General features: G+C 57.1%; 9 protein-coding genes, 2 tRNA genes and 4 rRNA genes. 13 read left to right on the top strand and 2 right to left on the bottom strand.

Translation table 11 applies throughout. The features are described from left to right. Positions 1-9: 9 nt before the first annotated feature. Complete coding sequence (locus tag BI343_RS14175; RefSeq protein ID WP_071110351.1) at positions 10-1203, bottom strand: acetate kinase; 1194 nt, start codon at positions 1201-1203, stop codon at positions 10-12. A 27-nt stretch (positions 1204-1230) separates the two neighbouring features. Here BI343_RS14175 and BI343_RS19750 point away from each other — a divergent pair, with 27 nt between their 5' ends. From BI343_RS19750 to rrf (BI343_RS14120), 12 genes are all read left to right on the top strand, one after another. Next, positions 1231-1557, top strand: a complete 327-nt coding sequence (locus BI343_RS19750; protein ID WP_139165744.1) for a hypothetical protein — start codon at positions 1231-1233, stop codon at positions 1555-1557. A gap of 267 nt (positions 1558-1824) precedes the next feature. Beyond that, on the top strand, positions 1825-2934 hold the full coding sequence (locus BI343_RS14170; protein ID WP_043627845.1) for an aromatic ring-hydroxylating oxygenase subunit alpha: 1110 nt from the start codon (positions 1825-1827) through the stop codon (positions 2932-2934). 74 nt (positions 2935-3008) lie between these two features. Further along, positions 3009-3536 carry a hypothetical protein gene (locus BI343_RS14165; protein WP_071110167.1) on the top strand — a complete coding sequence of 176 codons (528 nt, stop codon included), beginning with the start codon at positions 3009-3011 and terminating at the stop codon, positions 3534-3536. A 182-nt stretch (positions 3537-3718) separates the two neighbouring features. Beyond that, entirely contained in the window at positions 3719-4531 is an 813-nt protein-coding gene (locus BI343_RS14160) for a DMT family transporter (protein WP_052246939.1), read from the top strand. A gap of 46 nt (positions 4532-4577) precedes the next feature. After that, complete coding sequence (locus tag BI343_RS14155) at positions 4578-4934, top strand: SpoIIAA family protein (RefSeq protein WP_071110166.1); 357 nt, start codon at positions 4578-4580, stop codon at positions 4932-4934. A gap of 59 nt (positions 4935-4993) precedes the next feature. After that, the gene (locus BI343_RS14150; RefSeq protein ID WP_071110165.1) at positions 4994-7303 is read left to right on the top strand and encodes a Tex family protein; all 2310 of its coding nucleotides are present in this window, start codon (positions 4994-4996) and stop codon (positions 7301-7303) included. 426 nt (positions 7304-7729) lie between these two features. Continuing rightward, positions 7730-9267: ribosomal RNA gene (locus BI343_RS14145) — 16S ribosomal RNA — on the top strand. A 192-nt stretch (positions 9268-9459) separates the two neighbouring features. Then, positions 9460-9536: transfer RNA gene (locus BI343_RS14140), tRNA-Ile, on the top strand. Positions 9537-9654: 118 nt separating this feature from the next. Further along, positions 9655-9730: transfer RNA gene (locus BI343_RS14135), tRNA-Ala, on the top strand. Positions 9731-9986: 256 nt separating this feature from the next. Beyond that, positions 9987-12974, top strand: a 23S ribosomal RNA gene (locus BI343_RS14130). Between the two features lie 123 nt (positions 12975-13097). Then, positions 13098-13212, top strand: a 5S ribosomal RNA gene (gene rrf / locus BI343_RS14125). Positions 13213-13299: 87 nt separating this feature from the next. After that, a 5S ribosomal RNA gene (gene rrf, locus BI343_RS14120) occupies positions 13300-13414 on the top strand. Together the 16S, 23S and 5S rRNA genes with 2 tRNA genes alongside form the textbook arrangement of a ribosomal RNA operon. A gap of 77 nt (positions 13415-13491) precedes the next feature. On the opposite strand, the gene BI343_RS14115 is transcribed toward rrf (BI343_RS14120), so the two are convergent. After that, the gene (locus tag BI343_RS14115) at positions 13492-14427 is read right to left on the bottom strand and encodes a LysR family transcriptional regulator (RefSeq protein WP_083340976.1); all 936 of its coding nucleotides are present in this window, start codon (positions 14425-14427) and stop codon (positions 13492-13494) included. On the opposite strand from BI343_RS14115, the gene BI343_RS14110 reads away from it, so the two are divergent. Then, positions 14390-15094 carry a lipocalin-like domain-containing protein gene (locus BI343_RS14110; RefSeq protein WP_083340975.1) on the top strand — a complete coding sequence of 235 codons (705 nt, stop codon included), beginning with the start codon at positions 14390-14392 and terminating at the stop codon, positions 15092-15094. The two genes, BI343_RS14115 and BI343_RS14110, sit on opposite strands and share 38 nt — an antisense overlap. Positions 15095-15096: the final 2 nt, after the last annotated feature.

Below are 15096 nucleotides of genomic sequence, written 5' to 3'. Positions count from 1 at the left end.
TCAGCCGGCTTAGTTGGCCAGGCCCGCCAGCTTGGCGGTATCCATGGCGATCATCAGTTCTTCGTTGGTGTTGATCACCAGGGCCGGCACGGAGTCGGCGGCGGTGATGCGGCCGGCGTTGCCGCGGGTGCAGGCGGCGTTGGCGGCATCGTCCAGTTTCAGGCCGAGGAAGCCCAGCTGCTTGATGACTTCGCCGCGCAGGAAGGACGAGTTTTCGCCGATGCCGCCGGTGAATACCAGGGCGTCCAGACGGCCGGCGCCGACGGTCATCGAGGCAACGTACTTGGCCAGGCGGTAAGCGAACACTTCCAGCGCGCGCTTGGCGCCTTCGTGGCCCTTGGCGGCGGCTTCTTCCAGTTCGCGGCAGTCGTTGGACAGCTCGGACAGGCCCAAGAGGCCCGATTCCTTGTTCAGCAGATTGGTGATGGCCTGGATGTCCATGTCGCGCTCGGCGGCCAGGTAGCTGAATACGCTGGGGTCGATGTCGCCGGAGCGGGTGCCCATCACCAGGCCTTCCAGCGGGGTCAGGCCCATGGAGGTGTCGGCGCACTTGCCGTTGCGGATGGCGGAGATCGACGCGCCGTTGCCCAGGTGGGCGATCACCAGGCAGCTGTCTTCCAGCGGCTTGTTCAGCATCTTGGCCGCTTCTTCAGCCACGAAGCGGTAGCTGGTGCCGTGCATGCCGTAGCGGCGCAGGCTGTTTTCGCGGTACAGCTTCATCGGCACGGCGTACAGGTAAGCCTTTTCCGGCATGGTTTGGTGGAAGGAGGTGTCGAACACCGCCACTTGCGGCAGGCTCGGGAATTCCTTGATGGCGGTGCGCATGCCCAGGATGTGTGCCGGGTTGTGCAGCGGCGCCAGCTTGATGCAGCGTTCGATTTCGCTGATGGCGGCTTCGTCGAGCAGGGCGGATTGCTTGAAGTGTTCGCCGCCATGAACCACGCGGTGGCCGATGGCCTTCACGCTGTCCAGCAGCGACACTTGCTGCAGCTTTTCGATGATGGCGTGCATGGCCGCGGCGTGATCCGGCGCGGACAGCAGGGCGGTTTGCTTCTCGCCGTTGTGCTTGAAGGTGATGCAGGCGTCGGCCAGGCCCAGCTTCTCCGCCAGACCGGTCATGATGGCGTCGTGGCTGGCGCTGTCGATCAGCGCGAATTTCAGGGAGGAGCTGCCGCAATTGATGACTAGGATGCTGGAATTCATAGGTTTGAACATGTAAATTTGAAAAAAATGGAGAAAATCGGTGAAAAAAACCACTGCGATGCGCTTGCCGCCGATTTGCTGCCTGATCGCTATCGTCGCGCCATGGCGCGGCGCGCTCGGCGTCTTAACCGTGTGGTAGCGCATGTCGGCCAGTTTGGCCAGCTTGTTGTTACGATCGACAGCAGACGGCCATCATGCTGTCTGCGCTGTCTTATCAAGGATTTAGCCTGCTTTTCAGCGGGTTCGCTGGCCGGCTGCAAGCCAGGCGCGGAGAGTAGGGCAGTCGATGTAGCAACAATATTGACCGTAGTATATCACTACAAATCATCAGATTCTAATGTTGCACTGCGTTGAAATTGACAAGTCTTTGATTTTAATTAACTGACAGGCGGTTTGTTTGCCACAAACCGGGTGTCGGTGGATATCTTGCCACAGCGCCAGGCTTCGGACAGATTGTCACCAAGAATTAACGCTTGCCCCGGGGGTGGGGGCGGGCATAATTCCGCCCTCGTGATGCAAGGTTCGGCCTTGTTTTGATTGATTGTTTTTGATAGTCCCGCAAACTCGTCCTGAGCGAGATTCGGCTGGTCTTATATCTTCTTCCACGGAGGTGTGGGAATAATGTCTGATCTGGCTTCTGCTCAACTGCTTCAAGCATCCGCAGCCCAGCTACCCGTCTATACCTATTTCGATCCCGCGTTCTATGCCAGGGAGCAAGCGCTGCTGTTCGCAGATGCGCCTCAGTACTATGGCCACGAACTGATGGTGCCCAATGCGGGCGACTATCATACGCTGGACTGGTTGGGGCATGGCAAGATGCTCAAGAATGTGGATGGCGAGATCAAACTGATCTCCAACGTCTGCCGCCATCGCCAGGCCGTGATCTATAAAGGCCGCGGCAACGGCAACCATATCGTGTGCAATCTGCACGGTTGGACCTACGACGCCGAAGGCAAACTGGTGGGCGCGCCGCATTTCCCGGAAACGCCGTGCCTGAATCTGGGCCAGACCGAGCTGACGCGCTGGAATGGCCTGCTGTTTGACGCCCGCCGCAATGTGGCCGCCGACCTGGCCCGGCTGGGCGTGGCCAAGCACATGACCTTCGATGGCTATGCTTTCCACTCCACGCATACCACCGAGTACGACTTCAACTGGAAGACTTTCATTGAAGTGTATTCTGAGGACTATCACGTCGATCCCTTCCATCCCGGTCTCGGCAATTTCGTCAATTGCGATGATCTGAAATGGGAGTGGGGCGACAGCTACCATGTGCAGACGGTGGGCGTGAAGAACCGCCTGGCGCGCGCCGGCTCCAAGGTGTACGGCAAGTGGCATGAGGAAGTGCGCCGCCGTTACGAGGAGCAGCAGCCGGAGTTCGGCGCCATCTGGCTGACCTACTACCCCAACATCATGGTGGAGTGGTATCCGCATGTGCTGGTAGTCAGCGTGGTGATTCCGCGTGGCCCGGAGAAGTGCACGGTCATCACCGAGTTCTACTACCCGGAAGACGTGGTGTGGTTCGAGCCGGAATTCATCGAGGCCGAACAGGCCGCCTACTTCGAAACCGCCAAGGAAGACGACGAAATCTGCATCCGCATGCACGAAGGCCGCAAGGCCTTGTGGATGGCGGGCGTCAGCGAGGTCGGCCCGTACCAGTCGCCTACCGAAGAGGGCATGCAGCACTTCCACGAATACTATCGCCGCAAGATGGCTTCGGCATTGGCTGGTTAAAGTGGCAAGTTGAATGCCATAATGCGCAGGCGCGGGGTTCCGCGCCTTTTTTTATCGAAATTTCCGGTTGAACCATGCTCTCTATTTTCCGCATGACTGCGCTGGCGGCGCTGTTGCTGATCAGCCCTCTGGCCCTGGCTGCCAGCTACGTCGACCCTGTCAGCAAGATCCGCTTCACCTTGCCGGCTGGCTGGAAGGTGCGGCCCAGCATGGCCAGCGGCGCGCGCGTGCTGCGGGTGATCCCGCCTAAGGCGGATCAGCGCGAGCGGGCGGCGATCGATGTGCAGATAGGTTTGCGCAAGCCGCGTCGCGGGGAAACATTGAGCCGGCTGGCGGCCGGATTCCGCGAGAATGACGGCGATCGCGAGGCCGCCAACTTCGTCCGCCTCAATCAGAAGACCGGCCGGCTGGTGACGGAGTATCGCGATGGCCGTTTCGTTTCCAATCGATTGTGGATTGTGCGGCACAATCTGCAAGTGATTCAGCTGGTGGACAAGAGTCGCTTGCTTGAGGCGCGCTGCGCCGCCAACGCATCGGAATTCCGCACTTACCGGCGGCAGATGGAGGCGATTTGCCTCAGCGTCGCGGTGGGCAAGAAGTAGTTGCTTAGAATTGCTCACAAAACCTCGTTAGAGAACCTGAGCCAAGGCGCGTCGACGCAGACAGTGGAGGCGCAATTCAGGATCAGGGGTTTTGTCAGCGGGTCTGAAGTTTCATGTGGTAAAGGTCAAGACAATTGGCAGTGAGTAGCAGGTTGGCGGGTTTCCGGCTGGGTTCTGGCTGGATGGTAGTGGCGGCGACTTTTTTCGCTTTGATGGGCTTGTTCGTCAAACTGGGCGCGCAGCATTTTTCATCCACCGAACTGGTGTTCTGGCGCACCTTGATCGGCGCGCTGGCGCTGGGGGGCGCGGCCTTATGGCGGCGCGAGCGCTTCGCCACGCCTTTGTTGCGCTACCATCTGCAGCGCGGCGTGATCGGCTATGTTTCCTTATTGATGTCGTTCTACGCCATCGCGCATCTGCCTTTGGCGATGGCATCGACCCTGACCTATACCTCGCCGATGTTCCTGGCGCTGTTGTCGGTTGTGCTGCTGCGGGAGAAACTGCCGGCGCGCGCCATGCTGGGCCTGGCGCTGGGTTTTGCCGGAGTGGTGTTGCTGCTCAGGCCCACCCTGTCCGGCGACGTGTGGTTTGCCGGACTGATGGGCCTGGTATCCGGCTTTCTGGCCGGCTGGTCATATCTGCATGTGCGCGAGCTGGGGCGGCAGGGCGAGGCAGAATGGCGGGTGGTGTTCTATTTCGCCCTGATTTCCACGATCGGCGGACTGTTGCTGATGTGTCTGGAGCGCTGGCATGCGGTGACATGGGATAATGCGTGGCTGCTGCTGGGCGTCGGCGCCACCGCCACGCTGGCGCAATTGGCGATGACCCGCGCCTACAAGGTGGGACGCAAGCTGACCGCGGCCAATCTGTCCTACCTGACCGTGGTGTTTTCCAGTTTGTTGGGCGCGCTGGTGTGGGGCGATGTGCTGACGGTCGATTCGCTGCTGGCGATGGGCTTGATCGTGGTCAGCGGCATGTTGGCCAGCCGGCGCTAAAATACAGTCAAAGCGGTTCCCGCGATACAAAGGAAGGGAGCAATACATGATCTCAATCCGTGAGCAGGACTACGGTCTGGATGTCGCCTTGTTCAACGAATTCACGCTGGCTGATTTCCAGTTGCTGGAGCAGGCCCTGCTCAAGCGGCTGGAGGAGCGGGAAAAGCCGGACGTGCTGCTGGACCTGTCCGAGTTGAAGGACTTCACGCTGGACATGGCGCTGGAAGAGGTCAAGTTCATGCGCGCGCATGAAGAGAAAATGGGGCGGGTCGCCATCGTGGTCGGCGATGTCTGGATCAAGCTGGCCACCCATATTGCCGGCCTGCTGTCCCACACCCATGTGGAGTATTTCGACCTGGTGGAAGAGGCCCAGGCCTGGCTGGCGCGCCCCGTCGCGGCTTGATTTTGCGGCGGATGGCGGTACAGTAGCGTTTTTTGTTCGACGCGAAAGAATAAAAACCGATGCTGAAAAGCCTTTCCAGCCGCCTGGCGGCTGAGCTTGCCGTCCGCGAATCCCAGGTGGCGGCCACCATCGAGCTGATCGACGGCGGCGCCACCGTTCCCTTCATCGCCCGTTACCGCAAGGAAGTCACCGGCGGTCTGGACGATACCCAGTTGCGCACGCTGGCCGAACGGCTGGTTTATCTGCGCGAGTTGGATGAACGCCGCGATAGCATCCTCAAGAGCATCGCCGAGCAGGGCAAGCTCACCCCGGAACTGGAAGCCGCCCTCTACGCCAGCGACAACAAGACCACGCTGGAAGACCTGTATCTCCCCTACAAGCCCAAGCGCCGCACCAAGGCGCAGATCGCCCGCGAAGCCGGGCTGGAGCCGCTGGCTGACAGCCTGCTGGCCGATCCCTCGCAAGACCCGAACGCCTTGGCCGAAGCCTATCTCAATGCCGAAGCCGGCGTCGCCGACGCCAAGGCCGCGCTCGACGGCGCGCGCGCCATCCTGATCGAGCGCTTTGCTGAAGACGCCGAACTGCTGGGCCAATTGCGCGAGAAGCTATGGAACGAAGGCGAACTGGCCGCGTCCGTGGTGGCCGGCAAGGAAACGGAAGGCGCCAAGTTTTCCGATTATTTCGACCATCGCGAATCGATCAAGGCCATTCCCTCGCACCGCGCCTTGGCGCTCTTGCGCGGCCGCAACGAGGGCGTGTTGAATGTCGCGCTGAAATACCAGCCGGACGAAACGCCGATTACCGAGCGTTCCGCTTACGAACAGCTGATCGCCGCCCGCTGCGGCATCCAGGATGCCGGCCGCGCCGCCGACAAGTGGCTGCTCGATGGCGTGCGCCTGTGCTGGCGCGCCAAGATCTTCCTGTCGCTGGAGCTGGAGCTGGTCTCGCGGCTGAAAGAAGCGGCCGATGCCGAAGCGATCAAGGTATTCGCCGCCAATCTGCATGACTTGCTGCTGGCCGCCCCGGCCGGCCAGCGCGCCACGCTGGGCCTGGACCCTGGCCTGCGCACCGGCTGCAAGGTGGCGGTAGTGGATGGCACCGGCAAGCTGCTGGAAACCGCCACCATCTATCCGCACGAGCCGCGCCGCGAGTGGGACAAGTCCATCGCCATCCTCGGCGCGCTGTGCGCGCGCCACAAGGTGGACCTGATCGCCATCGGCAACGGCACGGCCAGCCGCGAAACCGACAAGCTGGCACAGGAGCTGATCCGCGCCTTCCCGCAACTCTCCATGACCAAGATCGTGGTGTCGGAAGCCGGCGCTTCGGTGTATTCGGCATCCGAACTGGCGGCCAAGGAATTTCCGGATCTGGATGTCAGCCTGCGCGGCGCGGTATCCATTGCCCGCCGCCTGCAAGATCCGCTGGCCGAGCTGGTCAAGATCGAACCCAAGTCGATCGGCGTCGGCCAGTATCAGCACGACGTCAATCAGAGCCAGCTGGCGCGCGCGCTGGACGGCGTGGTCGAGGATTGCGTGAACGCGGTGGGCGTCGACGTCAACACCGCTTCGGCGCCGCTGCTGACCCGCATCTCCGGCCTCAACGCCACGCTGGCGTCCAATATCGTGTCTTACCGCGACCAGAACGGCGCCTTCCGCAACCGCAAGCAATTGCTGAAAGTGCCGCGTCTGGGCGAAAAGACCTTCGAGCAGGCGGCGGGCTTTCTGCGAATAACTGGCGGAGACAACCCGCTGGATGCATCGTCGGTGCACCCGGAAGCGTATCCAGTGGTCGAGAAGATCGTGGCTAAGGCTGGGCGCGAGGTGAAGTCGCTGATTGGCGACTCGGCCTTTCTGAAATCGGTGCGCGCCACTGACTATACCGACGACCGCTTCGGCCTGCCTACGGTGATGGACATCCTGAAAGAGCTGGACAAGCCGGGGCGCGATCCCCGGCCGGAGTTCAAGACCGCCACCTTCCAGGATGGCATCGAAGACATCAAGCACCTGCAGCCCGGCATGGTGCTGGAGGGGGTGGTCACCAACGTCGCCAACTTCGGCGCCTTCGTCGATATCGGCGTGCACCAGGATGGCCTGGTTCACATCTCGGCGCTGTCCAACAAATTCATCGACGACCCGCGCAAGGTGGTCAAGGCCGGCGACGTCGTCAAGGTCAAAGTGCTGGAAGTGGACGTGGCGCGCAAGCGCATCGCGCTGACCATGCGTCTGGATGACGAAGTGGGCGCGACATCGTCTCGCGGGCCGCGCAGCGATGCGCGGCCGTCCGGCGGTCAGCGTCAGCGCGGCCAGCAAGGCGCGCCGGCGGGCGATACCGCGATGGCGGCGGCGTTCGCCAAACTGCGTAAGAACTGATCGCAGCTATATATAGGTTTTGGGCGCGGGCCGGCAGCAATGCCGGCCCGTTTTTCATGGTGTGTCGATAGTTTGGGCGGTGCTGCCTAGATGCGCTGCAAAAAGTCTGTCTTCATATGATGTTTTTCATCAATCACTTGCGTGTGTTTTCAGACTGGAAGGTCCGCTCTTGTTCACTTTTTCCCGCAAAAGGTGTTGACGAGGTTCGGGTCCGGGCGTATAGTTCGCCTCCTCAGCTGACGCAGCGAACGAAACAAGCCGAACGAAACAGGTTCCGGCGACGGTTGCAGCGACCAGCACCGCTCTTTAACAGAACGAATAACCGATAGGTGTAAGTGCTTGGCGAAAGCCAAAAACTTGCACTGCAAGAGATAGGAAATACCAGTTATTTCTTTGAACTTGCGTGCCAGAAGTTGCTATGAGATTGAACTGAAGAGTTTGATCCTGGCTCAGATTGAACGCTGGCGGCATGCTTTACACATGCAAGTCGAACGGCAGCACGGGAGCTTGCTCCTGGTGGCGAGTGGCGAACGGGTGAGTAATGCATCGGAATGTACCGTGTAATAGGGGATAGCTCGGCGAAAGCCGGATTAATACCGCATACGCCCTGAGGGGGAAAGCGGGGGACCGAAAGGCCTCGCGTTATACGAGCAGCCGATGTCTGATTAGCTAGTTGGTGAGGTAAGAGCTCACCAAGGCGACGATCAGTAGCGGGTCTGAGAGGATGATCCGCCACACTGGGACTGAGACACGGCCCAGACTCCTACGGGAGGCAGCAGTGGGGAATTTTGGACAATGGGCGCAAGCCTGATCCAGCCATGCCGCGTGTCTGAAGAAGGCCTTCGGGTTGTAAAGGACTTTTGTTCGGGAGGAAATCTCGCTGGTTAATACCTGGCGGGGATGACAGTACCGGAAGAATAAGCACCGGCTAACTACGTGCCAGCAGCCGCGGTAATACGTAGGGTGCAAGCGTTAATCGGAATTACTGGGCGTAAAGCGTGCGCAGGCGGTTGTGCAAGTCTGATGTGAAAGCCCCGGGCTCAACCTGGGAACGGCATTGGAGACTGCACGACTAGAGTGCGTCAGAGGGGGGTAGAATTCCGCGTGTAGCAGTGAAATGCGTAGAGATGCGGAGGAATACCGATGGCGAAGGCAGCCCCCTGGGATGACACTGACGCTCATGCACGAAAGCGTGGGGAGCAAACAGGATTAGATACCCTGGTAGTCCACGCCCTAAACGATGTCAACTAGCTGTTGGGGGTTTGAATCCTTGGTAGCGTAGCTAACGCGTGAAGTTGACCGCCTGGGGAGTACGGCCGCAAGGTTAAAACTCAAAGGAATTGACGGGGACCCGCACAAGCGGTGGATGATGTGGATTAATTCGATGCAACGCGAAAAACCTTACCTGCTCTTGACATGTACGGAACTTGCCAGAGATGGCTTGGTGCCCGAAAGGGAGCCGTAACACAGGTGCTGCATGGCTGTCGTCAGCTCGTGTCGTGAGATGTTGGGTTAAGTCCCGCAACGAGCGCAACCCTTGTCATTAGTTGCCATCATTTGGTTGGGCACTCTAATGAGACTGCCGGTGACAAACCGGAGGAAGGTGGGGATGACGTCAAGTCCTCATGGCCCTTATGAGCAGGGCTTCACACGTCATACAATGGTCGGTACAGAGGGTCGCGAAGCTGCGAGGTGGAGCCAATCTCATAAAACCGATCGTAGTCCGGATCGCACTCTGCAACTCGAGTGCGTGAAGTCGGAATCGCTAGTAATCGCAGATCAGCATGCTGCGGTGAATACGTTCCCGGGTCTTGTACACACCGCCCGTCACACCATGGGAGTGAGTTTCACCAGAAGTGGGTAGGCTAACCGCAAGGAGGCCGCTTACCACGGTGGGATTCATGACTGGGGTGAAGTCGTAACAAGGTAGCCGTAGGGGAACCTGCGGCTGGATCACCTCCTTTCTAGAGAAGGCGATCGTCAAGTACTTACAGCCTATCGGTTATTTGTAGTTAAGGGCATTTTGATGAAAACCGGCGCGACTCTGCGTTGGAAAGCTCCTCGTGTACTGGATGTACACGTCGTCGCCTTCCGCCTGGATTCGCTTGTTTTTGATCAAAATGAAGTTGTGGATGCCACGACTTCATAAGTCAACTGGGTTTGTAGCTCAGCTGGTTAGAGCACTGTGTTGATAACGCAGGGGTCGTAGGTTCGAGTCCTACCAGACCCACCAGTTACACTCTGGGTGTTCTGAATTGGCACCCGGAGATAAAGCCGAAAGACAAGGCGCGCAGGAGCGACGTGTACACCTGTACACGAGCGACTAAGCAACGCAGTATTTCGGATTTAGAGGGGGATTAGCTCAGTTGGGAGAGCACCTGCTTTGCAAGCAGGGGGTCGTCGGTTCGATCCCGTCATCCTCCACCACTTACAGTGCAAACAAAAGCGAACTCGGAAGAGTTGGATTCTGTTTGCGTTGTAAAACGCCCGATCTTTAACAAACTGAAGAAGCCGAATATATAAGACGGCGAAATGAAAGCGTAGAGTTAACTCTTTACGCGGACAAATCGTCATCTTGGGTATTTGATTGTATCTAAGGCTGCGTCGCCAACTCAAAAGGGGCGGTGCAGTCGTCGCACAAACACACTTGTTGTTTTAGTGATCTAGGTTACTGAAATGATAGGGTCAAGCGACTAAGTGCATCTGGTGGATGCCTTGGCGATCACAGGCGATGAAGGACGTGTAAGCCTGCGAAAAGCGCGGGGGAGCTGGCAATAGAGCTTTGATCCCGCGATATCCGAATGGGGAAACCCGGCCCTTAGGGGTCATCCCAGACTGAATACATAGGTCTGAGGAGGCGAACTCAGCGAACTGAAACATCTAAGTAGCTGAAGGAAAAGAAATCAACCGAGATTCCGTAAGTAGTGGCGAGCGAACGCGGAACAGCCTGTATGTGATAGAGATTGCGTTAGTGGAAGGTTATGGAAAGGACCGCCATAGTGGGTGATAGCCCCGTACACGAAAACGCATTCTTGGTACTAAGCATACGAGAAGTAGGGCGGGACACGCGAAATCCTGTCTGAAGATGGGGGGACCATCCTCCAAGGCTAAATACTCGTGATCGACCGATAGTGAACCAGTACCGTGAGGGAAAGGCGAAAAGAACCCCGGGAGGGGAGTGAAATAGAACCTGAAACCGGATGCATACAAACAGTGGGAGCGGACGTGTTCCGTGACTGCGTACCTTTTGTATAATGGGTCAGCGACTTACGTTCAGTAGCGAGCTTAACCGAATAGGGGAGGCGTAGGGAAACCGAGTCCGAATAGGGCGCTTTAGTTGCTGGGCGTAGACCCGAAACCGAGTGATCTATCCATGGCCAGGATGAAGGTGCGGTAACACGCACTGGAGGTCCGAACCCACTAGTGTTGCAAAACTAGGGGATGAGCTGTGGATAGGGGTGAAAGGCTAAACAAACTCGGAGATAGCTGGTTCTCCCCGAAAACTATTTAGGTAGTGCCTCATGTATCACTTCCGGGGGTAAAGCACTGTTATGGCTAGGGGGTCATTGCGATTTACCAAACCATGGCAAACTCTGAATACCGGAAAGTGCGAGCATGGGAGACAGACGGTGGGTGCTAACGTCCATCGTCAAGAGGGAAACAACCCAGACCGCCAGCTAAGGTCCCAAATGATCAGTTAAGTGGTAAACGAAGTGGGAAGGCCTAGACAGCCAGGATGTTGGCTTAGAAGCAGCCATCATTTAAAGAAAGCGTAATAGCTCACTGGTCGAGTCGTCCTGCGCGGAAGATGTAACGGGGCTCAAACTGATAACCGAAGCTGCGGATGCGTCGGCTTCACCTTAGCTTGTTGCAAGCTTGTCATCGCGAAGCGATGACAAAGCCCACCCCAATGGTCGCCAGGCCATGAGGGAAACAAGCAGGCTAAGGGAAGCCGATGCGTGGTAGGGGAGCGTTCTGTAGGTCTGTGAAGGTGTCTCGTAAGGGATGCTGGAGATATCAGAAGTGCGAATGCTGACATGAGTAGCGATAAAGCGGGTGAAAAGCCCGCTCGCCGAAAGCCCAAGGTTTCCTACGCAACGTTCATCGGCGTAGGGTGAGTCGGCCCCTAAGGCGAGGCTGAAAAGCGTAGTCGATGGGAAACGGGTTAAAATTCCCGTACTTTTGTGTAGTGCGATGTGGGGACGGAGAAGGTTAGGTCATCAGACTGTTGGAATAGTCTGTTTAAGCCGGTAGGCTGGGGTGGTAGGCAAATCCGCCGCCCCTTAAGGCCGAGACGTGATGACGAGGGTCTACGGACCTGAAGTGACTGATACCACGCTTCCAGGAAAAGCCACTAAGCTTCAGCTACACAAGAACCGTACCGCAAACCGACACAGGTGGGCAGGATGAGAATTCTAAGGCGCTTGAGAGAACTCAGGAGAAGGAACTCGGCAAATTGATACCGTAACTTCGGGAGAAGGTATGCCTCTTAGAGTGTAGGACTTCGCGTTCGAAGCTTTGAGAGGTCGCAGAGAATCGGTGGCTGCGACTGTTTAACAAAAACACAGCACTGTGCCAACACGAAAGTGGACGTATACGGTGTGACGCCTGCCCGGTGCCGGAAGGTTAAGTGATGGGGTGCAAGCTCTTGATCGAAGCCCCGGTAAACGGCGGCCGTAACTATAACGGTCCTAAGGTAGCGAAATTCCTTGTCGGGTAAGTTCCGACCCGCACGAATGGCGTAACGATGGCCACACTGTCTCCTCCTGAGACTCAGCGAAGTTGAAGTGTTTGTGAAGATGCAATCTCCCCGCTGCTAGACGGAAAGACCCCGTGAACCTTTACTGTAGCTTTGCATTGGACTTTGAAGTGGTTTGTGTAGGATAGGTGGGAGGCTAAGAAGCCAGGACGCTAGTTCTGGTGGAGCCGACCTTGAAATACCACCCTGACCCCTTTGAGGTTCTAACCTTGGTCCGTGATCCGGATTGGGGACAGTGCATGGTAGGCAGTTTGACTGGGGCGGTCTCCTCCCAAAGTGTAACGGAGGAGTTCGAAGGTTACCTAGGTACGGTCGGAAATCGTGCTGATAGTGCAATGGCAAAAGGTAGCTTAACTGCGAGACCGACAAGTCGAGCAGGTGCGAAAGCAGGACATAGTGATCCGGTGGTTCTGAATGGAAGGGCCATCGCTCAACGGATAAAAGGTACTCCGGGGATAACAGGCTGATACCGCCCAAGAGTTCACATCGACGGCGGTGTTTGGCACCTCGATGTCGGCTCATCACATCCTGGGGCTGTAGCCGGTCCCAAGGGTATGGCTGTTCGCCATTTAAAGTGGTACGTGAGCTGGGTTCAAAACGTCGTGAGACAGTTTGGTCCCTATCTGCAGTGGGCGTTGGAAGTTTGACGGGGGCTGCTCCTAGTACGAGAGGACCGGAGTGGACGCACCTCTGGTGTACCGGTTGTGACGCCAGTCGCATCGCCGGGTAGCTAAGTGCGGAAGAGATAACCGCTGAAAGCATCTAAGCGGGAAACTTGCCTGAAGATGAGACTTCCCTGGAGGCTTGACCTCCCTGAAGAGTCGTTCGAGACCAGGACGTTGATAGGTCGGGTGTGGAAGCGCTGTGAGGCGTGAAGCTAACCGATACTAATTGCTCGTGAGGCTTGATCCTATCATTTGAGTGGCTTAGCGAGGCTAAGTGACGAGAGTGGATGTGCGAAGAACATCAAATACCGAATATTCAGAATCAGAGAGCGACTCTGGTTCAGGCTTCTTGCAGTTTGTACAGTTTATGTCTGGTGGCCTTAGCGAGGTGGTCCCACGCCTTCCCATCCCGAACAGGATCGTGAAACGCCTTAGCGCCGATGATAGTGTGGCATTCGCCATGTGAAAGTAGGACACCGCCAGACGCCCCATACGATAGCGCCAACTCCATGACTTGGCGTTTCGCTTCAAAAGAAGCGGATCCAGAATTACGCGACAGCGTTCACGTTTTTTCTGGCGACCATAGCGAAATGGCTCCACGCCTTCCCATTCCGAACAGGACCGTGAAACATTTTAGCGCCGATGATAGTGTGGCATTCGCCATGTGAAAGTAGGACATCGCCAGATCCCATCAGATAACCCCGGACAATGGTCCGGGGTTTTTGCATTCTTGCTCCTGGATTCATCCGTTTCTTGATCGTGGGTCAAGCGGGAGAGGGTATGGACGCGTATGGCATCAGCCAGTTTCCCGGGGTTTGCCAGATATCGGGTCCCTTGCCCGAAAGCACTTCATCAATCATGTCGATGACGGCTCGAACACGTGAGGTCTTATAGAGATCGGGCGGTACAACCAGCCATATCGGATAGGTTTTGTCTTGCTCGGGCCAGATCTGTCTCATATCCCCTCCCCACGCGGCGACAAAATCCGGAAGCTCGGCAATCCCGATGCCTGATGCGCAAGCGGATAGCATGCTCCATAAACTACTGAAGCGGGCTGCGACGGTGCCTTGGCTTATGGGTTCCCCGGAGAGTTTTTCCATCTCTGCCCAGCCGGTATTAACCAGTGGCAGCAATAGTTCATGTCCCATGAATTGAGAGCCGCGCAGCGGGGCTCCACGGCGATCCAGGTAAGCCTGGCTGGCATACAAGTGTACGGATAGATCCGCCAGCTTGCGGACGATCAAATCGGGATTGTTGGGTTTGACGGTGCGGATGGCAATGTCGGCCTCGCGCCTAGTGAGGCTGATGAGTTCCTGCCCGGATACCAAGCTGCATTCAATCCGTGGGTGTCTGGAGCGCAGATGCGTCATCGCCGGAATGACCAATGCCTGAGCAAGCGTATCTGTGGTGGCGATGCGTACGCGTCCGCAAGCGAGATTGTCCTGGCCTTGGGACTTGCTTTCCAACTTGAGCGCCGCCTGCTCCACTTGCATGGCTTCTGCAAGAATTTCTTCAGCCAGCGGCGTCGGCGTATAGCCTGAGGAGCCTCTTAGAAACAGTCGTGATCCCAGGCTGCTTTCCAGAGCGGCGAGTCTTCTGCCAACGGTGGCCTGGTCCACCGCCAGTAACCTGGCGGCTGCGCTTAAGGTGCCGTTGCGGTAGATGGCTAAGAAAAAGCGAACATCATTCCAATTCATCATTGAACCTTATGCAAAATTGCATGCTGCTTATGCAAAGCTGCGGCTTTCTTTGAAAATCCATTTTGAATATTATTCCTCCTCGAACGATTATATATGCAATCCGACTGTATGGATTGATTTATCAAGACTAGGAATGGATGAAATGTCGAATTTGCTGATTGTGGGCAGCTGGGAGCTGCAGTCCTATTTCAAACGCGACGACGATGGGAGGCTTGAGTACCCGATGGGAGAGCATCCTAGCGGTTTGATCATGTACTCGCAGGACGGTCACATGTCTGTACAGATCATGGTGGCGAATCGGCCGCGCTTTCAATCGGATCAACTGCATGAAAAGACCGAATATGAAATTGGACAAGCAGCGCGAGGATATTTTGCCTATTCGGGTTTGTACGAGATTGAGGTACTGGATGAGGCAGAGGCTGGCGATGGCAAAGTCGTCCGTGGCTTGATCTCCCATCATATGGTCAACAGCCTATTCCCGAACTGGGAAGGACGCTCGTTGATCCGGCAAATGCGTCTTCAAGATGATCTGCTCGAATTAAGCACATGCCAAGCCGGCATGTATAAGGGGCGCATGATGACGACCCATCTGGTATGGCGGCGCAATCAGTATAAGCATGCTTTGCATCAGCTTGCAGGTCAGTCTTTTGAATTGATCAATGCCTGACG

Origin of the sequence: Chromobacterium amazonense, from assembly GCF_001855565.1 — a bacterium.
GTDB classification, from domain to species: Bacteria; Pseudomonadota; Gammaproteobacteria; order Burkholderiales; family Chromobacteriaceae; genus Chromobacterium; species Chromobacterium amazonense.
The sequence above is the reverse complement of the archived record's forward strand: the minus strand, read 5'-3'. Positions and strand labels throughout refer to the sequence as shown.